The sequence below is a fragment of the Spongiibacter sp. C9W genome (genome assembly GCF_057370015.1).
This window is the reverse complement of the sequence record NZ_CM170672.1, coordinates 2,724,741-2,745,108: the sequence shown is the minus strand read 5'-3', so window position 1 is coordinate 2,745,108 and position 20,368 is coordinate 2,724,741. Positions and strand designations below refer to the sequence as shown.

The window sequence follows — 20,368 nt, the reverse complement described above, 5'->3', positions numbered from 1 at the left end:
CGTTACCTTAACCACAACTCACTTATGCACCAGGCGCCAAACCCGCGGTATGCTCGGCAGCGATCGCGGAGGCAAATAGCTGCTCGTCGGCGGGAAGCTGTTTGGTTTGAGCCAACGGCCGCGACACCCAGGTAATGTTTACCAAGTCTTGCCAGCTAATATTATTGTTAGTGCCATTGCCGCCCCAACTGCCACAACCGAGCGAAAAGGTCTGGCGCATACCATTCCAAACATTACCACTATTCGACGGCGCTTGCGGCTGATTTACCATCACCCGCGAGGTAAACGTTTGCTCGGCATAGCGCTGGATATTGTCATCGCTGCGCGAGTAGATGCCGCAGCTATGCCCCTGCCCCTGATACGCCTGAATGGCATTGGTGGTGGCAATGGCCTCGCCCAGGTCGGCCACCCGATAGAAGGCCATTACCACCGACATTTTTTCCCCTGAGAAAGGATGCTCGGCGCCCGCGCCGGTTTCCGGCACGATGAAAAACTGTTTGCCCTCAGGCAGATCGATACCCGCCATTGCTGCCAATACCGATGCCGGCTGGGCAACAATTTTGCTATTGATGTGGCCATCTTCCCAGATCAACGCCTGCAAGCGCTGCTTTTCTTCGCTGTTGCAAATATAGCCGCCCTCGGCCCGAAGCTTGTCGAGCAGGCTGTCGGCAATAGTCTCAAACGCCACCACCGAGTTATCGGAGGAACACGACGCTGCCAGATCCAGGGTTTTTGAAATACGAATTTTCTCCGCCGCCATCTCCAGGTCGGCGGTGTCATCAACCACAATCACCGCATTGCCCGCGCCAACGCCCAGTGCAGGCGTGCCGCTGGCATAGGCCGATTTCACCATTGCCGCGCCACCGGTGGCCAGAATGCGGTCGCACTGCTTCATTAATTCGTTGGTGCTTTCCAATGAGGGCTGCTCAATCGCGATGACCAAGTCCTCGGGGGCGCCCATCGCAGCAATGGCGGCGCGCATGCGATCGCAGATCATTTTATTGGTGAGCTTGGAGCGCGGGTGCGGCGCAATAATGATGGCATTGCGCCCTTTTACGGCAAAAATAGACTTAATCACCGGCGTCGCTTCGGGGTTAGTGCAGGGTGCCAAGGCGCCGATCACGCCGACGGGCTTGGCGATTTTAACAATATTGCGCTCGCGGTCCTCTTCGATCACACCCACGGACTTGTCGTGCAAAATATCGAACAGGGTTGCCCGCGTTTTCTTGGCGATTTTTAAATACTTGCCCTCGTAGTTACCCAGCTGGGTTTCCTCTACGGTAAAGCGCGCCACGTCTTCGGCAACGCCGGGTTTGGCAACCGCCCACACCATGGCGGTGATCAATTCATCAACCTGCTGCTGGCTGTAGTGCGCAATTTGCTGCTGAGCAGCGCGCGACCGCGCCATCAAACCTGCAATATAGTCAGCGGCGTTGGCCTCTGCCTGTTGGGTATTTTCCATGGTATTTACCTGCTGATCTCTGTGCCCCAGCAACCGTGCGTAGGACGAAATTGTTAACAGATCGCTATAAAACCACAGCCAAGCTGGCTTCTGGATTGACTATATTGGGCTATTGATGGACTATATTGCTACGACAAAGAATCACTCCGGCTAGGCAATAATTATGAGCATCACCTCTGACTGGCCCCTTCCTCCCGATGGTGTGCGCTTCCTTACGCCGCAGCGCGTCGCCCAACAACTGGCCGCCCACCCGCTGAGCGAGGCCCTGTATCCACTGGCCATGGGCTACTACCCTTATGCCCACGGCCACCGTATGGAGCGGGATCAGCACGACAGTTTTCTGCTGATCTACTGCATTGATGGCAGTGGTGTTCTGCGCAGTGGCGAGCGCCAGTTCTGCATTGCCAGCGGGGATTTAATTTTGTTGCCCAAGGGCATGGCGCATCAGTACGCTGCGGACGACGACACACCGTGGACCATTTACTGGCTACACTTTGACGGCCGATTGGCCAACGACTTTTATCACCACAGTCAGCTACACACCCCGCATATCCATATTGGCGTTCAACCCCGCGTGGTACGCATATTTGACGGCCTGTCAGAGTTGCGACGCAGCGCCTATCAACTCGCCGAGTTTATTCAGGGCTGTCATCAGTTGCAGGCCCTGTTGAGCTACATCGCCCTGCTGGTTCGCCAGCAACCCTCACGTGGCGGCAAGCGCCTGGACTGGGAACATATTCGTGCAGTAATGCAGGAGCATATTCACGGCCAGCTGAACTTAGAGACACTCGCAGCCAGCGCCAATATGTCGAAGTATCACTTTATTAAAAAGTTTAAGGCCTGGAGCGGGCAGTCGCCGATTCAGTACTTTATTCACATGAAAATACAGCGCGCCTGCTACCTGCTGGACAGCACAGCAATGTCGGTAAAGGAAGTGGCAGCCACGCTGGGCTATGACGATATGTATTATTTTTCACGGCTTTTTAAAAAAGTGCTGGGCATTGCGCCCAGCGACTACCGGCGCCATCGAGGCGCTATTACGCCACGCCCTTAGACCAGCAGCTCCCCGGCCAATACGGTGCGGGCACTACCCGATAACACGACCCGCTCGCTGTGTATGGCAATACCAACGTTGCCACCGCGCGCGGAAATTTGCCGCGCATTAAAACTATCGCGACCGAGCTTTTGCTGCCAGTAGTGCGCCAACGCGCAGTGCGCCGAACCTGTTACTGGATCCTCTTCAATACCGACAGCCGGTGCGAAGAAGCGCGATACAAAGTCATGCTGCTCGCCACGAGCGGTAACGATTAAGCCCCTTACATTCAGGGCGGAGATAGCTGCGCTGTCAGCCGTAAAATTCTCCACCGCACGCTGATCCGTCAGCTCTAGCAACAGGTCTTCCCCTGCCGTTGCCGCCGCTACGGCGCCACTGGTTAGGCTGGCTGGCCAGCTGTTATAGCTACAGCTTTGCGTCACACACAGGGGAAAGTCCATCGACATACCATCGCCACGACGCTGCACGCGCAACTCGCCGCTCAGGGTGTCAAAGCGCAAGGTTTCGGCGCCGATCTGACACTGCTCCCACAGGGCGTGCGCACAAGCCAGCGTTGCATGACCGCAGAGGGACACCTCCGCCTTCGGGGTAAACCAGCGCAGGCTCCAGCATTCCCCTTGGCTGTCCAGCGGCTGAAGAAATGCGGTTTCAGAGAGGTTAAATTCCGCAGCGATCTTTTGCAGACTTTCGTCATCGAGTTGACGGTTTTGTAAAACGACCGCGGCCGGGTTACCGGAGAACGGCTGGTCACTGAAGGCATCGACAATAAAACTTTTCATGTGTTGTTTTCCTTGTAACGCATTAGCCGTAAGCGCCCTTGAGTATGTCTTCACAAAGTTGAGGCAACACTACACTGGCAGGGCCCTGGCGATGCTCAGCAAATTCGCTGGCGGGGCTCGCCGGCTCGATATTGACCTCAATACTGTGCGCACCGGCACGGCGCGCCTCATGAACGAAGCCGGCGGCGGGATACACCTGCCCGGAGGTACCGATGGCAATAAATAACTGACACTGAGACAGCGCCCGCTGAATGTCGTCCATATACAGCGGCATCTCGCCAAACCATACCACGTGGGGACGCAGTGTCTGCGGCAAATTACAGCATTCACAATGCTGTGATGGCAGCAGATCCTGCCGGATTTCAAAACACTGGCCGCTAGTGGCGCAGCGCATCTTCAGCAACTCGCCGTGCATGTGCAGCAGCTTATTCGAACCGGCCCGCTCGTGAAGGTTGTCGATATTTTGGGTGACTAACAGCAGGTCACCGGAAAAGTGTTTCTCCAACTCCGCCAGCGCAATATGCGCGGGATTGGGCGCAATATCCGCTGACAACAGCTGCTGGCGGCGACGGTTGTAAAAGTCATGAACTCGCTCGGGGTTACGCGCGAACCCCTCCGGGGTCGCCACCTCTTCAATGCGGTGCTCTTCCCAAAGGCCATCGGCCGCGCGAAAGGTCTGTATGCCCGACTCGGCGGAAATACCCGCGCCCGTTAACACAACAATGCGTGACAGGGTTTGGCTACTCATCTACGACGCCCTCCAAAGGCTTCTCCATAAAGCGAGCGCTGCCGTACTCCGGCCGCAGTTGGTAGTCGACGAAGCCAAAGCGTTGATAGCTGTGCCGGGCAGCGGTATTGCCCTCTAATACCTCCAACGTCAGCTTGCAGTAACCGCGCCTCTGCGCCAGTGTTTGAATATGCTCCAGCATGGCCGAACACACGCCGCGTTGGCGCCAGGCGGGTCGCACGATAATGTCGTGGATATTCAACAGCGGCTTGGCCTTGAAGGTGGAAAATCCCACAAAGGCGTTGATCAGGCCAATGGCTTGCCCGCCGTCCCAGGCGATGACACTGATCGCCCCCGGCTGCTCGGCCAGCGCATCACACAAACCCAATACCACTTCTGGAGCCAGCGCTTCTGCACCACCCATTGGGTCTTTGGCGTAGCACTCCATTAGCGACACGATCGCCTCACAATCACTCTCACAGGCATAGTCCGCCAGGCGGCACTGCCAGTCTTTCATTTGTTTCTCCCAACTTGTCAAACGCGCTTACGGCCCGCGGCGCACCACTTACCTGGCGCGTCATATTCACACTTCTAGCGGCCGCGCGCGTTACGTATACTCTGTGTCATAAACACCAATAAAGAGAACCGTTATGTCCCAGAAACTCTTGCCTGTACTCGGCATCAGCGCCGCGCTAATGCTTAGCGGCTGCGGTAGCAGTTCATCCTCATCAACGACCAATAACGGCTCGCCAAGTGGTAACGGCGGTGTTGCTGAGGCAAAAACCTTCAGCGACCAGGCCATTACCGCCGACGACGGCGAAACCATCGCCTTCACCGCTTACACACCGGAGAACCCGAACGGCAAAGCCGTACCGCTGATTCTGCACGGTCACGGTTTTGGTCTTTCCCGCGCAAAAAACCTGGAAAACCCCAACCCTCTGGAAGCCTTCACAACTAAAGATGTTTCCGGTGACGTGGCTCGTCAAGCGTGGCTGGACAAGGGCTACTATGTGATCAGCTTCGACCAGCGCGGTTTCGGTGACAGCACCGGGAAAATTAGTGTGATGGACCCCGATGTGGATTGCAAAAGCATTTCCTCCATCATCGACTGGGCGGAAATCAATCTGCCGAATTTGAAGCGCGACAATGGCGACCCGCTGATCGGCTCGGTCGGCCTGTCTTATGGTGGCGGCTTCCAGACTGTGTGTTCAAGCGTCGATAAACGCTTTGACGCCATCGTACCGCTGGCCACCTGGAGCCACCTGCCCTATAGCCTTTACGCCGACAGCAGTCCTAAAACCAGCTGGCTGGATGTATTGGGCATTGCCTCAATGGGCAACCTGGAAGACTACCTGTGGCCGGCGTTTCTGCAGGCCAACTCCACCGGCAATATCGACCAGTCAGTCATCGATAAACTCGCAGGGCACGGCCCGCTGTCCTACTGCCTGGGTGAGCGCAGCGACGGCGGCACCTTATCCGAAGCAGACGCACTGTTTATTCAGGGCGCGAACGATATCTTATTCAATGCCAACGAGGCTGTTGAGAATTACGAATGCTGGACCGGCCAAGGCCGCGACACCCACTTGTTTGTGCAGCGCGAGGGACATATTTTGCCGCTGCTGCAAGATGCCGGTGAAATGATCCTGTTTGGCACCGACGAGACCCTGTACTGCGACGACAAGCAGTTCGACACCACCACCATCGCGCTGGGTTTCCTCGCCAATAAATTGATGGGCGAGCCGCAACAAGACCTGCCCGACGTGTGCTTCAGCCACGCGGCGTCTCAGCAGGGCCGCAGTTTCAGCAGCGTGGTTCGCGGTGGTACCACAACGCTATTGCCGGCCAGCCAGGTGATTCCCGGCGGTGCCGCCTACGTCATCAACCTCTTACAGGCCTTGCCACTGGGCACCTTGCTAGAGGTGTTAGCGGGCCTACCCGGCGAAACCGCTGGCGTATTGCAGGCCGTATTGGGCGGCTTGCAGGACCCGGCTTCCATCGCCGATTCTCTGGATGACATCCTGAATTTGATTCCCGCTGAAGTGATCAATAAAACCCTCGCGGCGGGTCAGTTTATTCCGTTGATCACGGTAGACAGCGACGGCTTGCTGGCCGGCATTCCCACCGCCAGCCTGCTATTGGAAGGCGGCAACGGTGACGGCAACCTGCTGTATGTTGGCCTGGGTAAACGCCGGGGCGGCGACGCGGCGCTGGTTAACGACCAGGTGCGGCCGGTGCGCGGTATCGGCGCCAAGCAATTGGAGCTGGTGGGTGTGAACGAGGACTTACAGGTGGGCGATGAGCTGGGACTGATGGTCTATGGCATTCATCCCTACTACTTGTACCCTGCGGGCCTGGTGCAACCGCCTCTGCCGGTTAGCGTGAATGGCACGGTACAGCTCCCCATTCACACTCAGTAAGGATTCAGCCGGGGGCATTGCGCCTCCGGCTTGTTGTTCAGCAGCGTTTAGCCAATACCCACAAAGGTTGCCAGCCAAAGGCTCAGCACGGTCATCGAGGTGACCGAGGCAGCCAGAATCAGCAGCAATTTAAACGGCTTAAAGGGCTTTCGCTCGACGTCGTTATAACCCTTCTTTAGAAATTCATCGACTTTGAGCTGATCTTCGGGATACAGCTTATTGTGTTCGTTTTCCATCAATTACCGCCCCAATATAAATACATCGCCATAAAAAAAAGGCGGCCCCATTATCACAGGATGCCGCCTTCAACTCCAGCCGTCGCCGTGCAGGGCACGGCAGGCTGTGGGATATACGCGTTTACGCGAATGCTTCTTCCGCGATATCCATCAACGTGCTGCTGCCGTTGCGGATTGATGCGCTCAGTGCGCTGGCTTGTGGCAACAGGCGCTGAACGAAGAAGCGAGCGGTTTGCAGCTTGGCTTTGTCGAACTCTTCACCCTGCTGGCTTTCACCGCTGAGCACAGTGCGACACATCATTGCCCACATGTAGCTGAACAGTGTGAAGCCCATTACGTGCAGGTATTCGTTCGCGGCTGCGCCAATCGCGTTGGCATCGCTGCCCGCTTGCTCAAGTACAAACTTGGTCAGCGACTCGAGGTTGTCGACCGCGTCGTTCAGCGGATTCAGGAATTCATCCATGCCCGCAACCGATGCAGAGTCGGCGCTGAAGGCGCGCATTTCAGCGATCAGTGCCTGAAGGTTTTTCGCACCATTGGCGGCAACCTTACGCCCCATCAAATCCATCGCCTGGATGCCGTTGGTGCCTTCGTAGATCTGCGCAATGCGCACGTCACGCACCAGCTGCTCCATGCCCCACTCACGCACATAGCCGTGGCCGCCGTAACACTGTTGACCCAGTACGGTACCCTCGAAGCCCTTATCGGTCAGGAAGGCTTTCGCAACAGGCGTCAGCAATTCAACCATGCCCGAGGCCAGCGCCTTGGCATCGCCGTCGCCAAATTTAGACACGTCCAACTGCTTGCCCACATACACGGCAAATGCGCGACCCGCTTCAACCAGTGCTTTCTGGGTGAGCAGCATGCGGCGAACATCGGGGTGTACAACGATTGGGTCGGCAGGGCCGGCTTGGTTAACAGGGCCAGTCGGTGCACGGCTTTGCAGACGCTCACGCGCGTATTCACAAGACCACTGGTAAGCGGTTTGCGCAGCGCTCAGCCCCTGAATACCGACTGACAAACGCTCGTAGTTCATCATGGTGAACATGCCTTGCAGACCGCGGTTGATTTCACCAACGAGGTAGCCTTCGGCACCGTCGAAGTTCATCACACAGGTTGCCGAGGCATTGATACCCATTTTGTGTTCGATGCTGCCGCAGTTCACGCCGTTGCGCTCGCCGAGGCTGCCGTCGTCATTCACTTTTACCTTGGGTACCAAGAACAGTGAAATACCTTTAGAACCCGCTGGAGCATCGGGCAGTTTTGCCAGCACCAGGTGGATAACGTTTTCGGTCAGATCGTGGTCACCACCAGTGATGAAGATCTTGGTACCGGTGATTTTGTAAGTGCCATCAGCTTGTGGCTCGGCCTTGGTACGGATCATACCCAGGTCAGTACCCGCGTGGCTCTCTGTCAAACACATGGCACCGGCCCACTGACCGGAGTACATGTTAGGCAGATATTTTTCCTTCAGCTCATCGGAGGCGTGGTTGTCGATGGCCAGTGCCGCGCCTGACGTCAGGGTCAGGTAGAGGCCCATCGCGATGTTGGAGGAGTACAGCATTTCCTCGAACAACAGAACCAGCATCTTGGGCATGTTCTGGCCGCCGTAATTCGGCTCACCCGCCAGACCACCCCAGCCGCCCTCGGCCAGTTGCTTAAACGCTTCTGGATAGCCTTTGGGTGTGGTGACGACACCGTCGTCCCACTTCACACCCTCTTCATGGCCAGACTGGCTCAAAGGGGCGATCAGGTTTTCATTGATCTTGGCACTTTCTTCAAGGATCGCATCCGCCAACTCGCGGTTAACTTCCTCGGTTCCCGGCATGTTTTGCCAAAGCTGCTCGGCCTTAAATACCTCGTGCAGGACAAACTGCATATCACGCAGCGGCGCTTTATATTCGGGCATATCTGATTCTCCACATTCTTTCGCGACGATCAGTCGCTATCCATAACGCAATGCACAAACGCCCACCGAAGGGTGGGCGTTGCTCGTTTGGGACCTTGCTAATTTAGAACGCAAATGCCTCTTCGGGCATCTCCATCAAACTGTCAGCGCCGTTGAGCATGGACAGTTTGTGCGATTCAGTACGCGGCAGCAGGCGATCGTAATAGAACTTCGCAGTCTGCAGCTTGGCTTTCAGGAACTCGTCGTCGGCAGCACCGTCTACGGCGGCAGCGGCCATGCGTGCCCACATGTAAGCCAGCGAGATGTAGCCAGAATACATCAGGTAGTCCACCGATGCAGCACCGACTTCGTCAGGGTTCTGCATGGCTTTCTCACCCAGCTTCATGGTGACTTCGCCCCACTCTTTGTTCAGTTCAGCCAGCTTGCTGATGAACGGCTCCAGCTCTGGGCGAGACGCTTGCTCTTCACAGAACTTGTGAATGATCTTGGTGAAGACCATCAACTGCTTGCCGCCAGTACCCATTACCTTGCGACCCAACAGGTCGAGGGCTTGAATGCCGGTGGTGCCTTCGTACAGGGTGGCGATGCGCAGGTCGCGAACGATCTGCTCCATGCCCCACTCTGAAATGTAGCCGTGACCACCGTATACCTGCATACCGTAGTTGGCAGACTCCAAGCCCGTTTCAGTAACGAAGGCCTTGGCGATCGGTGTCAGCAGTTCAGACAGTTCTTCTGCATCTTTACGCTCTTGCTCGTCGCCACTGAAGTAGAAGGTGTCGACCAGTTGCGCCACCCAGTAGATAAACGCACGGCTACCTTCAGCCAGTGCTTTTTGAGTCAGCAGCATACGGCGCACATCAGGGTGTACGATCAGCGGATCAGCGGGGCCTTCCGGGTTTTTCGGGCCGCTCAGTGAACGCATTTGCAGACGCTCGCGAGCGTACTCCAATGCTCCTTGGAATGAAGCTTCACCCGCAGACAAGCCCTGCAGAGCAGTACCCAGACGGGCAGAGTTCATCATGTGGAACATCGCCTGCAGGCCGCGGTTCTCTTCGCCAACCAGGAAGCCCTTGGCGCCGTCGAAGTTCATCACACAGGTCGCAGAGGCTTTGATGCCCATTTTGTGCTCGATGCTGCCACAGCTCACGCCATTGCGCTCACCGACGTTGTTGTCTGCATCGGGCAGGAATTTAGGTACCAGGAACAGGGAGATGCCTTTGGTTCCCGCTGGCGCACCTTCAATGCGAGCCAGTACCAGGTGAATGATGTTTTCCATCATGTCGTGCTCGCCACCCGAGATGAAGATCTTGGTGCCGGTCACGTTGTAGCTACCATCGGCATTGGCCTCGGCCTTGGTGCGCAGAATGCCCAGATCTGAACCGCAATGTGGCTCGGTCAGACACATTGTGCCGCCCCAGGTGCCGTCGGTCATTTTAGGCAGGTATTCGTTTTGCAGCTCTTCACTGGCGTAGTTTTCCAGCAGGCGCGCAGCCGACTGAGACAAGCCGGTGTACATACCCCACGCCCAACACGCTGAGCTAACCATTTCGGTCACAACCAGGCCGAGTGAGTTGGGCAGGCCCTGGCCGCCAAAACGAGCGTCGGCGGTCATTGATGGCCAACCACCTTCAGCAAATTGTTGGTAGGCTTCTTTAAAGCCGGTTGGCGTTTTTACGCCGTCTTCCGACCATACACAGCCTTCTTGGTCACCCACTTGGTTCAGCGGTGACAGTACGTTTTCAGAAAACTTGGCGCCTTCAGAAAGGATGGCGTCCAGCAGATCCTCGCTCACTTCTTCACGGCCGGCCAGGCTCGCAAAATGCTCGTTTGCGTTGAGCACATTTTTGAGTACGAAATTGATATCGCGTAGTGGCGCTTTATATTGCGGCATGATGAAACCTCACGTTAGTTACTGCGAGCGATGAATCGCTGCAATGTTGACGGTGACAACTATATCGATTTATCTACGTTGCGCAAGGCCGAAAAGATCAAGGATTTTGTCATCTCGGCCAATAAAATAAGCACTAAACCCAGCAAAAACATAAACTTACATAATTATGACGCTTTGCTAGGGAATTCTACGGATTTAGCCAAAAAGATGGATGACGCTAATCTTGGCCCCAGATACTAAGAACCATAGACGAAAACCTATGAATTACCGCCCCCACGGTGAGCACAGACTCCACTGCGACGATGACATTATCACCGCTGAGCTATTAGGTACCTGGAACGCCGAAGCCGCCGAGCACTATGGCCGCGATTTACGCGCGCACATTCACCGTTTAAATGGCCGCCCCTGGGCGCGGATTATCGACCTGCGCAGTTATGAGCTACACACCCCCGAGGTCATAGAAATGGGTAAGCAGTTTGCCGCGTGGGCGGCAGACAACGGCTGCGCCTTTCACTGCTACATCTATTCCAATGCCCTGCAGCGAGATACGGTGAAAGCCATGTTTGAGGATATTAGCCAAGCTCGCGACGAAGCCACCACGATGGAAGAAGCCGTAGAGAAATGTCGACGCGCACTGGCGCGCGCCGCCAAGGCATCAGGGGATTTGCAGCGCCGCTAGGTTGATAAACGGTGCCACATCCACACCACTTGCCCCCTTGCCCAGGTGCGGCACCACGCCGAGGCAAGGCGCAGGAAGCATCGCTTTTAAGGTTTCAAGATTCTCGTCAAACCGAGCCATTTCCGGGTCGACCCTATTTGCCACCCAGCCCGCCAGCGGCAAGCCGTCGCCGCGAATTGCCTCCGCGCTTAACAGCGCATGGTTAATGCAACCGAGCTTCATTCCCACCACCAGAACCACCGGCAAATTTAGCTCGATGACCAAGTCTGCCAGGGTCTCGCGCTGGTTTAATGGTACTCGCCAACCACCGGCACCCTCTACCAATAACAGGTCAGCGGGGCGCATCATCGCGCCGCGGCAATAGCCCGCCAATTGGGCAGCGCTCAAACGCCGCCCAGCCCGCTCGGCCGCGATATGCGGCGCAATCGGCTCTGCAAAAACCACCGGATTTACCTGCTCGTAACTCATCGGCTCAGACATCGCCGACATCAACGCCAGCGCATCGTCGTTGCGCAACTCGCCATCGACCGGCTCTGCCCCCGCCGCTACCGGTTTCAGCGCCAGGGTGCGCAAGCCCTGCTGCCTGGCGGCTTCGAGCACGCCGCAGGCGATCAGGGTTTTGCCCGCATCGGTATCGGTACCAGCGATAAACAGCTTTTGGCGGCGCGTCATCAGGGTGCTCCTCTAAGGTTGTTTATCCAGTTCCAGGTACCACACCTGATAACTGGCGGGCAGCCCGGCCGGTTGGCGAAATGCTTCGTAGGCCTGCTGCAGTGCTTGCAAGCGTTTGCGACTAGCCAGCCCCTGAGGGCGGTCGCGATTCACATTGCTCACGCCCAGCTGTTTGAGCTCTCGGGTTAGGGCGGTAACCGTCGGGTAATACAACACTTCGGTAGCCTGCCGCCACTGCACCCGCAGCCCCGACGCGGCAATGGCCGTGTCCAGCGCCTGCCGGGGGATAAAGCGGTTCACATGGGCATAGCCATCAACGTTTTGCCACGCCTCGCGAAGCTCGAACAAGGTCTCGGGGCCAAGGGTTGCGATGAAGGCTTTGCCGCCCGGGGCCAATACCCGGTCAATCTCTGAAAACAGCGCCGATACATTTTCGCACCACTGCAAAGACAGGCTGGAAAACAGCAGATCGACACGGGCATCGGCCAGCGGCAGGTCTTCAGCATCGCCGCAGACCCATTGCTGGCAGTCCTCAGAGTGATGCTCGCTGGCATAGGCAAGCATCCCCTCAGCCAGGTCGACACCAACAAGCTGGGCATCGTTAAAGCGCCGACGCAACGCCGGCAAGCTGTAGCCGGTGCCGCAGCCCAGGTCGACCAGCGTATGTGGCACACGCTGGTGGGCAAGCAAACTAAATAGTTCGTCCGCGACCCGGCGCTGCAAGGTCGCGGCACGGTCGTAACTGTTTGCCGCCCGGGAGAAGGATCGCGCGACATCGCGCTTTTCAAAATGGCGCTCAATGCCGGGTGGCATCGCCTCGGCAATACAGTCTTTTTCAAAGGCGATGATGTCGCTAACAAACTGCTCTGGCTGCGACAAAAAAGGGATATGCCCCGCTCCGGCGTAACACAAGCTGCGGGCAGCGGGCACCGTTTCTGCCAGGGCAGCGGGCACCAGCGCATCGTCACTACCGTAGATATTCATCACCGGGCACGACAAGCCCGCGTAGGTCTCGCGCTGATCCAGCTCGCGCAGACAATCCAACCCCCAGCGCAGCGCCTCCGGCTCCGCGTGGCACAACGGCAACAGTCGACGCAGCGCTCGTGCGCTGACATCGCCCTGCAATTGCAGGGTATTGAAACGCTTCCGTGTTTTTTCTGGCTGCTCCAGCAAGCCAGTGTAGAATGCGGCAAAATCTTCTCCGGGCATGGCCAGCGGCCACTGCTCATTGGCAACAAAACGCAAATTGCTGGCAAGGCGAACCAAGCCGCTCACTCGCTCCGGTGCAGCGAGCGCCAGCTCGCCTGCCAGCAACCCTCCCAGCGACCAGCCCGCATATAAAGCGCGGGCCGGCAGCTGCGCCAGCAGCGCCTGCACAACAGATTCAACCGACATATCGGCCAGTAGCGGGCTGCGACCGCAGCCTGGCAGGTCGATAATCGTCACCGAGAAATTCGCTCGCAGTGCTGGCAACAGCGGCCACCAAATTTCACTGCAGCTACCCCAGCCGTGCAGCAGCACCAGCTCAGCAGAGGCATCTGAGCTTGACGGCAGGCGCTCTCGGTAGAGTGCACTCACGAATGAAATTCCAGCAATTGCGGCGCCACATCCCAACATGCTGATTCGAGCGTCGTTAACAGCTGTTCAATATCTTCCCGGCTATGCGCGGCACTCAAGGTGATGCGCAGCCGCGCGGTACCGAGCGGCACGGTGGGGGGGCGGATAGCGGAAACCAATACGCCGCGAGCTTCCAACTCACGACTCAGCGCCAATGCCAGGGCATCGTCATTCACCATCAGCGGCTGAATCGCGGTTTGCGATGCCATTAGCGGCAGCCCCAGGCGCTTCGCTTCCGCCCGAAAAAAGCCGATGTGCTCTGCCAAACGCTGCCGACGCCAGCCCTCACTGTGCAGGAGGTCCAGCGATGCCAGCGTTGCCGCTGCGACTGCAGGAGGCATGGCGGTGGTGTAAATATAGGGGCGCGCAAACTGGATCAGGCTTTCGATCAGCGTCGCGCTTCCGGCGATGAAGGCGCCAAAGCTGCCCAGCGCCTTGCCGAGTGTGGCCATAAGTACTGGCAATTGCCGGGTATCCAGGCCGAGCATTTCAGCCGTTCCTGCACCGCGCTCGCCCAGTACACCAAAGCCGTGAGCGTCGTCGGCCATCAGCCAGGCATTGTGCCCGCGAGCCAGGTCGGCCATTTCAGCCAAAGGGGCCAGATCGCCGTCCATGCTGTAAACCGCGTCTACCGCAATCAATCGCTGGCCAGTGTGGGGGAGTTTTTTTAGTCGGCGCTCGAGATCCGCCGTGTCGCTGTGTTGAAAGCGCTGCATTTTTGCGCCGCTTAGCAAGCCGCCATCCAGCAGCGAGGCGTGGTTCAAGCGATCTTCTAGCAGGTGGTCGCCGCGCTGCATCAAGCCAGCAATAAGCCCCAAATTCGCCATGTAGCCGGTGGAAAAAAGCAGCGCGCGCTCCCTGCCGGTAAATTCGGCGAGGCGCTGCTCCAGCTCGTGATGCAGACTGGAATGGCCGCAGATCAAGTGCGATGCGCCACCGCCCACACCAAAGTCTTTGGCGGCAGCCTGCATGGCTTCAATGAGTTTGGGATGGCCGGCGTGTCCGAGATAGTCATTACTGCAGAACTGCAGCACGGTGTGGCCGTTGAGCTGGATGCGCGCACCTTGTGCACTCCCCAGCTCTCGGCGGTGTCGATATAAAGACTGCTCGCGACGCTCCGCCAGCCGCTGCTGTAGGTGCAGCTCCATGGTTGGCGTTGTCACGGCGTTTATGCTGTTGCGTCGTAGAAAAATTTGTCGTTGCGCGCTTTTTCCACCTCACCCAGCAGAGCCGCTTCCGTCGCCTCATCATCGGCCTCAGCGCAGCGCTGCTCGGGTTTGATACCGAGGCGTTCGAACAACTGCAGGTCCTTGTTGGCTTCAGGGTTTGGCGTGGTAAGCAGCTTTTCGCCGTAGAAGATCGAGTTGGCACCGGCAAAATACGCCAGGGCATGCATTTGCTCGTTCATCTCCTCACGCCCCGCCGACAGGCGCACGTGGGATTTGGGCATCAGGATACGCGCCACCGCGATGGTGCGAATAAAGTCGAAGGGGTCGAGGTCAACTTCTTCAGCCAGGGGCGTCCCTTCCACGCGCACCAACATATTGATGGGCACACTCTCGGGATGCTCCGGCAGGTTGGCCAACTGGATAAGCAGGCCGGCGCGGTCTTTCACGGACTCGCCCATGCCAACGATTCCTCCGCTGCACACTTTAATGCCCGCATCGCGCACATTCGCCAGCGTGTTCAGGCGGTCGCCGTAGGTGCGTGTAGTGATAATTTCACCGTAGTACTCCGGCGAGGTATCGAGGTTGTGGTTGTAGTAATCCAGCCCCGCCTCAGCCAGCTCCGCAGCCTGCTCACCGCTGAGCATCCCGAGGGTCATGCAGGTTTCCAGCCCCATCTCTTTCACGCCCTTCACCATGGCGGTCACGTAGGGCATATCCTTCTTCTTGGGTGAGCGCCACGCCGCCCCCATACAGAACCGGGTCGAACCCTGGGCCTTGGCAGCACGTGCCTCTTGCAGCACTTTTTCCACTTCCATTAGCTTTTCTTTTTCCAAGCCAGTGTCGTAGCGGTTGCTCTGCGGGCAGTATTTGCAGTCCTCCGGGCAAGCGCCCGTTTTGATCGACAGCAGCGTGCTTACCTGAACGCTATTGGCATCGAAATTCGCGCGGTGAACGCTTTGCGCTTGAAACAGCAGGTCGTTAAAGGGTTGTTCAAACAGGGCTTGAACTTCCTCAGGGCTCCAGTCGTGACGAATTGAAGACGCTTCCATACTGCTCATATCTGACAATCTCTAGGGGCTGATCGAAAGGCTATAATGATACAGGCAGCCCCTTCGCTGTCAACCAACGCAGGACACCATGGTTTACAAGTCGATTCGCGCCTCATTGCAACGCCTCTTCCCACCCCAGTGCCTGCTGTGCCTGGATCACAGCGGCGCCACCACGGAGATCTGCCCCGCCTGTCGCGATACGCTGCCCTGGCTGGGCCACCATTGCCGACGCTGCGCGCTGCCGCTAGCCACGGCGAATGCCGAGCTATGCGGCCGCTGCCTACAGCGGCCGCCGCGCTTTCATCAATGCCTGTGTGCGCTGAATTACCGCTTCCCGGTGGACAGCCTGCTCGCCGACTTTAAACATCACGCCAAGCCGCCCAGCGGCCGCCTATTGGCACAACTTTGGTTAGAGCGCTGCTCGGCGGCGGCTGCCGAACCGCTTCCCGATGCGCTCGTGCCCGTACCCCTGCATTGGCGGCGTCGCTGGCAACGCGGCTACAACCAGTCGCTGCTTGTCAGTCAATTTTGGGGGAGCGCCCTGGCGATCCCGGTTGCGGATCTGCTTCGCCGCCAGCATGCGACACCGCCGCAACAGGGGCTGACGGCGGCAGAGCGCCGCCGCAATATGAAAAATGCCTTCCACCTGGCAAACCCCGACCGCATTCGCGGCAAGCACTTGGCACTGGTCGACGATGTGCTGACCACAGGCACGACAGCCAATGCGGCGGCCGCTATACTGCTGCGCGCCGGCGCAACGCGAGTAGACGTCTGGTGCCTGGCCCGGACTCCCGCGCCCGGTCAATGACTCGTCAATGGGAATACCATGAAGGCCACCGACAATACCGACCAGCAAAACTTTGCCGCCCTCGACCCCGATCGCGTTATTGACGCTGTCGAGTCGCTGGGGTTTGTCAGCGACCTGCGCGTGTTCCCGCTGAACAGTTACGAGAACCGGGTTTATCAGTTCGGCATCGAAGACGCCGAGCCTCTCGTGGTTAAGTTTTATCGCCCGCAGCGCTGGAGCAACGCCCAAATCAGCGAGGAACATCGCTTCACACAGCAGCTGTATGATGCAGACATCCCAGTGATCCCGCCCTGGCAAAACAACGATGGGCAGAGCCTGTTCGAACACGAAGGGTATCGCTTCGCGCTTTACCCCCGGCGCGGCGGTCACGCCCCGGCGCTGGATGACATGGAAAACCTGTTTCAGTTGGGGCGCCTGTTTGGCCGCCTTCACCTGGTAGGCGAAACGGAAGATTTCCAACATCGCCCGACCCTCACCCCACAAACCTTTGGCGAGCACAGCAGCCACTATCTGCTGGAAAATGACTTTATTCCGGACAGCCTGCGCCAAGCCTACGAGAGCCTGGCCCGTGACTTATTGGCGTTAATTGAACAACGTTTTAGCGACTGCCAAGCGCGTAATATTCGCTGCCACGGCGACGGCCACGTTGGCAATATATTGTGGCGCGACGGCGACACCCAGCTGGTCGATTTTGACGACAGCCGCATGGCGCCGGCTATCCAAGACCTGTGGATGTTTCTCTCCGGCGATTCTGATGCTCGCCAAAAAGCACTGATGGAGCTGGTCGAGGGCTACGAGGAGTTTCGCAGCTTCGACAGCCGCGAATTGATGCTGGTGGAGGCCCTGCGCGGGCTGCGCATCATGCACCACGCGGCGTGGCTAGCGCAGCGCTGGAGCGACCCCGCCTTTCCCCGCGCCTTCCCCTGGTTTAACACCGAGCGCTATTGGGGCGAGCACATACTGATGCTGCGCGAGCAACTGGCATTGGTCCAGGAGCCCGCCCTCAAGCTGAGCGTGTAAATTTTCACCGCGTGATCCAAAGCAGATTAACGTTCGTAAAGATAGGGTTTACACTATCGCGGCAACGTTGCTGGACTGTGCGCTAGGTGCAAGCGCAGCGCGATCAAACACTCTACAATTGCCAAAGCACTCCACCGTTCCACACATAATAAGAGTGCAGGAGAAGTCATGTTTACAATCCGAGTAAATGGTGAAGACCACACCGTTGACGTACCCGAAGATAAACCCCTGCTGTGGGTTTTGCGCGAAGATTTAAAGCTCACGGGCAGCAAATACGGCTGCGGACAAGCCCTGTGTGGCGCCTGTACGGTGCATGTTGACGACCAGCCCACCCGCTCCTGCGTAATGCCAATTAGCGCCGCTGAGGGCCACAACATCACCACCGTGGAAGCGATTGACCAACAGCAGATCGGCCGGCTGGTTCAGCAGGCCTGGCAAGAGCTAAACGTTCCCCAGTGCGGGTACTGCCAGTCCGGGCAGGTGATGGCGGCCACGGCCTTACTGACGGAAAACCGCTCGCCCAGCGACCGCGATATTGATGAAGCCATGTCTGGCAATATCTGCCGCTGCGGCACCTATGCCCGCATCCGCAAGGCCATTCACAAGATCGCAGACGAACAACTGTAAGGGGGCGCGCATGAGCACTTCAGGATATACCCGCAGACAGTTTTTACGCGTCAGCGCTCTCGCAGGTGGCGGCTTACTCGTTGCCTGTGGAGGCGGTGGTGGCGGTGGCGGCTCCAACCCGAATAACCCCCAGCCCCCTGGCAATGGCGGCCCCAGTGATGCAGAGCAGTTCACCGTTAGTGAGTTTATGCGCATTGGCAGCGACGGCCGCATACACATTTTGGTGGGCGCCTCAGAAATTGGCCAGGGCGCACTGACATCGATGCCGATGATCGTCGCCGAAGAACTCGACGCCGACTGGGACCTTGTTACCGCCGAACACTCACCCGTTGCCGCGCGCTTTAACAACCCCTACTTTGGCGGCCTGCTGCAATTCACGGTGGCCAGTGCCACCACTCGGGGCTATTTCGACAATCAGCGCCAAGTCGGCGCCGCGGTTAGGCAAATGCTGGTCAACGCCGCTGCCGAGCGCTGGGAGGTGCCCGCAGACAGCCTGCGCACAGAGCGCGGTGTGGTCTACGACGACCTCAATGGCCGCAGCGCCAGCTACGGCGAACTCGCCGAGTCGGCGGCCAACCAGCCGGTACCGAGTAATCCGCCGCTAAAAGACCCGGCAAGCTACCGCATTATTGGCCAGTCCAAACAGCGCAAAGACGCTGCGGAGAAGGTCAACGGCTCGCATATTTATGGTATCGACGTCGATATTCCCGACATGCTCACGGCCGTAATTGCCCGCCCGCCGCGCTTTTTTGGTCAGGCACTGAGCGTCGACAGCAATGCCGCTATGGCGGTGCCCGGTGTGCGCGAAGTACACACCATTCCCTCTGGCGTCGCCGTGGTTGCCGATGATTATTGGTCGGCAGAGAAAGGGCGCCAAGCCCTTGAAGTCAGCTGGAATGAACTGTTGGCCGGACGCACAGATTCCAATGACACGCGCGGCGAGTATAGTTTCAAGCTCAACTTACCCGGCCTGCCGATTCGTGTTGACGGTTTGGTTCCGGTGGCTCAACTCGCCGCAGCGGAAAATCGCAGCGCCGATTACTTCTTCCCCTTCCAAGCCCACGCGGCAATGGAGCCACTAAACGTTACCGTGGACTACACCGGCAGCAAAGCCGACATCTGGACGGGCAGCCAATCACCAACGCTTGACAAAACCTTCGCGTCGCTGATTCTCGGCTTACTGCCCAACCAGATCACCTTCCACACCATGTCCTCTGGCGGCGGTTTTGGCCGCCGCGGCAACCCGCTGGCTGACTACGTGCGCGACGCCTGCCACGTGGCGAAGGCAACCCAAAAACCCGTGAAGGTCATGTGGACCCGCGAAGACGACATGAAGGGGGGCTACTACCGGCCCGCCGCGGCCGTGCGCGTCGGCGCCTCCATGGACAATCAGGGCAATATCACTGCCTGGACGCACCGCGCGGTCACCCAGGATGTCACGGCGGCGCTGTACGCCGAAGAGCTACTCGACACCCTGGCCGAGGGCCAGTTGCCGCCCCTTAAGGAATTAACAGACCTAGAGACCGGCATGCCCTACGACATCGACAATGTGTTGATGGACGCCCACCTGACACTCAAGCCGCAGATGCCCTCACTGTGGATGCGCTCGGTCAACAAATTCACCGATGTATTTGCCCAGGAAACCTTTATCGACGATATCGCCGTCAGCTACAGCCGCGACCCCTATCAATATCGACGCGGCATGCTCGCCGGCAAGCCCCGCCTGTTAGCAGTATTGGACGCCGCCGCGCAAGCATCGAACTGGGGCAGCACGGGTGGCGGTCGCAGTCAGGGGATCGCCGTGCTGAACCACTGGATGAGCTACGTCGCTCAAGTTGTGGAGCTCAGCGTATCCGATGATAAAGTCATTACCCTTCACCGAATTGTCAGCGCGATTGATGTCGGCACGGCCATCAACCCTGACTTGGTGGTGGCCCAGGTTGAGTCCGCGGTAATTTTTGCGCTGACCAGCGTCTTTTACGGCGAGATCGAATTGCAGGACGGCGTGGTTCAGCAGAGCAATTTCGATGACTACAAAATGCTGCGCATGTTCCAAGTGCCGCAAATTGATACCGTTGTATTGCCGAGCAATGAGTCGCCAGGCGGTGTCGGCGAACTGGGCGTACCGGCGCTGGGCCCAGCCCTAGCAAATGCTATTTTTGCGGCAACCGGCGAGAAAATTCGCGAATTACCGCTTAAAAACCTCGGCTACACCCTAGCCGAACAACATCCCGCATAACAGGAGCCGGAGC

The 20,368-nt window shown here is 58.0% G+C and carries 18 protein-coding genes; 7 read left to right on the top strand and 11 right to left on the bottom strand.

What is annotated here, in order from left to right; all coding sequences use genetic code 11:
- Nucleotides 1–22 precede the first annotated feature (22 nt).
- On the bottom strand, nt 23–1,462 hold the full coding sequence (locus AC2Q8J_RS13000; protein ID WP_486451483.1) for an aldehyde dehydrogenase family protein: 1,440 nt from the start codon (nt 1,460–1,462) through the stop codon (nt 23–25).
- A 163-nt stretch (nt 1,463–1,625) separates the two neighbouring features.
- On the opposite strand from AC2Q8J_RS13000, the gene AC2Q8J_RS12995 reads away from it, so the two are divergent.
- Nucleotides 1,626–2,516 carry a helix-turn-helix domain-containing protein gene (locus AC2Q8J_RS12995; RefSeq protein ID WP_486451482.1) on the top strand — a complete coding sequence of 297 codons (891 nt, stop codon included), beginning with the start codon at nt 1,626–1,628 and terminating at the stop codon, nt 2,514–2,516.
- On the opposite strand, the gene AC2Q8J_RS12990 is transcribed toward AC2Q8J_RS12995, so the two are convergent.
- The 3 genes from AC2Q8J_RS12990 to AC2Q8J_RS12980 are packed head-to-tail and all read right to left on the bottom strand — an operon-like array spanning nt 2,513 to nt 4,539.
- Nucleotides 2,513–3,295 carry a PhzF family phenazine biosynthesis protein gene (locus AC2Q8J_RS12990; RefSeq protein WP_486451481.1) on the bottom strand — a complete coding sequence of 261 codons (783 nt, stop codon included), beginning with the start codon at nt 3,293–3,295 and terminating at the stop codon, nt 2,513–2,515. The genes AC2Q8J_RS12995 and AC2Q8J_RS12990 overlap by 4 nt on opposite strands.
- Nucleotides 3,296–3,317: 22 nt before the next feature.
- Nucleotides 3,318–4,043, bottom strand: a complete 726-nt coding sequence (gene cobB, locus AC2Q8J_RS12985) for a Sir2 family NAD+-dependent deacetylase (protein ID WP_486451480.1) — start codon at nt 4,041–4,043, stop codon at nt 3,318–3,320.
- The gene (locus AC2Q8J_RS12980; protein WP_486451479.1) at nt 4,036–4,539 is read right to left on the bottom strand and encodes a GNAT family N-acetyltransferase; all 504 of its coding nucleotides are present in this window, start codon (nt 4,537–4,539) and stop codon (nt 4,036–4,038) included. Before AC2Q8J_RS12980 ends, cobB begins: the two co-directional genes overlap by 8 nt.
- Nucleotides 4,540–4,672: 133 nt before the next feature.
- Between AC2Q8J_RS12980 and AC2Q8J_RS12975 the strand changes: the two genes are divergently transcribed.
- Nucleotides 4,673–6,439, top strand: a complete 1,767-nt coding sequence (locus AC2Q8J_RS12975; protein WP_486451478.1) for an alpha/beta hydrolase — start codon at nt 4,673–4,675, stop codon at nt 6,437–6,439.
- A 47-nt stretch (nt 6,440–6,486) separates the two neighbouring features.
- On the opposite strand, the gene AC2Q8J_RS12970 is transcribed toward AC2Q8J_RS12975, so the two are convergent.
- The 3 genes from AC2Q8J_RS12970 to AC2Q8J_RS12960 all read right to left on the bottom strand — a co-directional run bounded on the left by AC2Q8J_RS12970 (nt 6,487) and on the right by AC2Q8J_RS12960 (nt 10,475).
- Nucleotides 6,487–6,675, bottom strand: a complete 189-nt coding sequence (locus tag AC2Q8J_RS12970; RefSeq protein ID WP_204996244.1) for a DUF3094 family protein — start codon at nt 6,673–6,675, stop codon at nt 6,487–6,489.
- Nucleotides 6,676–6,796: 121 nt separating this feature from the next.
- Nucleotides 6,797–8,584 carry an acyl-CoA dehydrogenase C-terminal domain-containing protein gene (locus AC2Q8J_RS12965; protein ID WP_372879004.1) on the bottom strand — a complete coding sequence of 596 codons (1,788 nt, stop codon included), beginning with the start codon at nt 8,582–8,584 and terminating at the stop codon, nt 6,797–6,799.
- A gap of 103 nt (nt 8,585–8,687) precedes the next feature.
- Nucleotides 8,688–10,475, bottom strand: a complete 1,788-nt coding sequence (locus AC2Q8J_RS12960; protein ID WP_204996242.1) for an acyl-CoA dehydrogenase C-terminal domain-containing protein — start codon at nt 10,473–10,475, stop codon at nt 8,688–8,690.
- A 259-nt stretch (nt 10,476–10,734) separates the two neighbouring features.
- Between AC2Q8J_RS12960 and AC2Q8J_RS12955 the strand changes: the two genes are divergently transcribed.
- Complete coding sequence (locus AC2Q8J_RS12955; RefSeq protein ID WP_486451477.1) at nt 10,735–11,154, top strand: hypothetical protein; 420 nt, start codon at nt 10,735–10,737, stop codon at nt 11,152–11,154.
- Here AC2Q8J_RS12955 and bioD read toward each other — a convergent pair.
- The 4 genes from bioD to bioB are packed head-to-tail and all read right to left on the bottom strand — an operon-like array spanning nt 11,131 to nt 15,670.
- On the bottom strand, nt 11,131–11,826 hold the full coding sequence (bioD, locus tag AC2Q8J_RS12950; RefSeq protein ID WP_288363073.1) for a dethiobiotin synthase: 696 nt from the start codon (nt 11,824–11,826) through the stop codon (nt 11,131–11,133). The genes AC2Q8J_RS12955 and bioD overlap by 24 nt on opposite strands.
- Nucleotides 11,827–11,838: 12 nt before the next feature.
- Nucleotides 11,839–13,404 (bottom strand): malonyl-ACP O-methyltransferase BioC, encoded by a 1,566-nt coding sequence (gene bioC, locus AC2Q8J_RS12945; protein ID WP_486451476.1) that lies wholly within the window; start codon nt 13,402–13,404, stop codon nt 11,839–11,841.
- Nucleotides 13,401–14,591 carry an 8-amino-7-oxononanoate synthase gene (gene bioF, locus AC2Q8J_RS12940; protein ID WP_286837842.1) on the bottom strand — a complete coding sequence of 397 codons (1,191 nt, stop codon included), beginning with the start codon at nt 14,589–14,591 and terminating at the stop codon, nt 13,401–13,403. The genes bioC and bioF overlap by 4 nt, the downstream gene beginning before the upstream one ends.
- Before the next feature lie 20 nt (nt 14,592–14,611).
- Complete coding sequence (gene bioB / locus AC2Q8J_RS12935; protein ID WP_286837833.1) at nt 14,612–15,670, bottom strand: biotin synthase BioB; 1,059 nt, start codon at nt 15,668–15,670, stop codon at nt 14,612–14,614.
- Nucleotides 15,671–15,749: 79 nt separating this feature from the next.
- On the opposite strand from bioB, the gene AC2Q8J_RS12930 reads away from it, so the two are divergent.
- From AC2Q8J_RS12930 to AC2Q8J_RS12915, 4 genes are all read left to right on the top strand, one after another.
- On the top strand, nt 15,750–16,469 hold the full coding sequence (locus tag AC2Q8J_RS12930; RefSeq protein WP_486451475.1) for a ComF family protein: 720 nt from the start codon (nt 15,750–15,752) through the stop codon (nt 16,467–16,469).
- Between the two features lie 18 nt (nt 16,470–16,487).
- The gene (locus AC2Q8J_RS12925) at nt 16,488–17,489 is read left to right on the top strand and encodes a serine/threonine protein kinase (protein ID WP_486451474.1); all 1,002 of its coding nucleotides are present in this window, start codon (nt 16,488–16,490) and stop codon (nt 17,487–17,489) included.
- Nucleotides 17,490–17,657: 168 nt separating this feature from the next.
- The gene (locus AC2Q8J_RS12920) at nt 17,658–18,116 is read left to right on the top strand and encodes a (2Fe-2S)-binding protein (protein ID WP_204996235.1); all 459 of its coding nucleotides are present in this window, start codon (nt 17,658–17,660) and stop codon (nt 18,114–18,116) included.
- A gap of 10 nt (nt 18,117–18,126) precedes the next feature.
- Nucleotides 18,127–20,355: a xanthine dehydrogenase family protein molybdopterin-binding subunit gene (locus AC2Q8J_RS12915; protein WP_204996234.1), complete on the top strand. Its 2,229-nt coding sequence runs from the start codon at nt 18,127–18,129 to the stop codon at nt 20,353–20,355.
- Nucleotides 20,356–20,368: the final 13 nt, after the last annotated feature.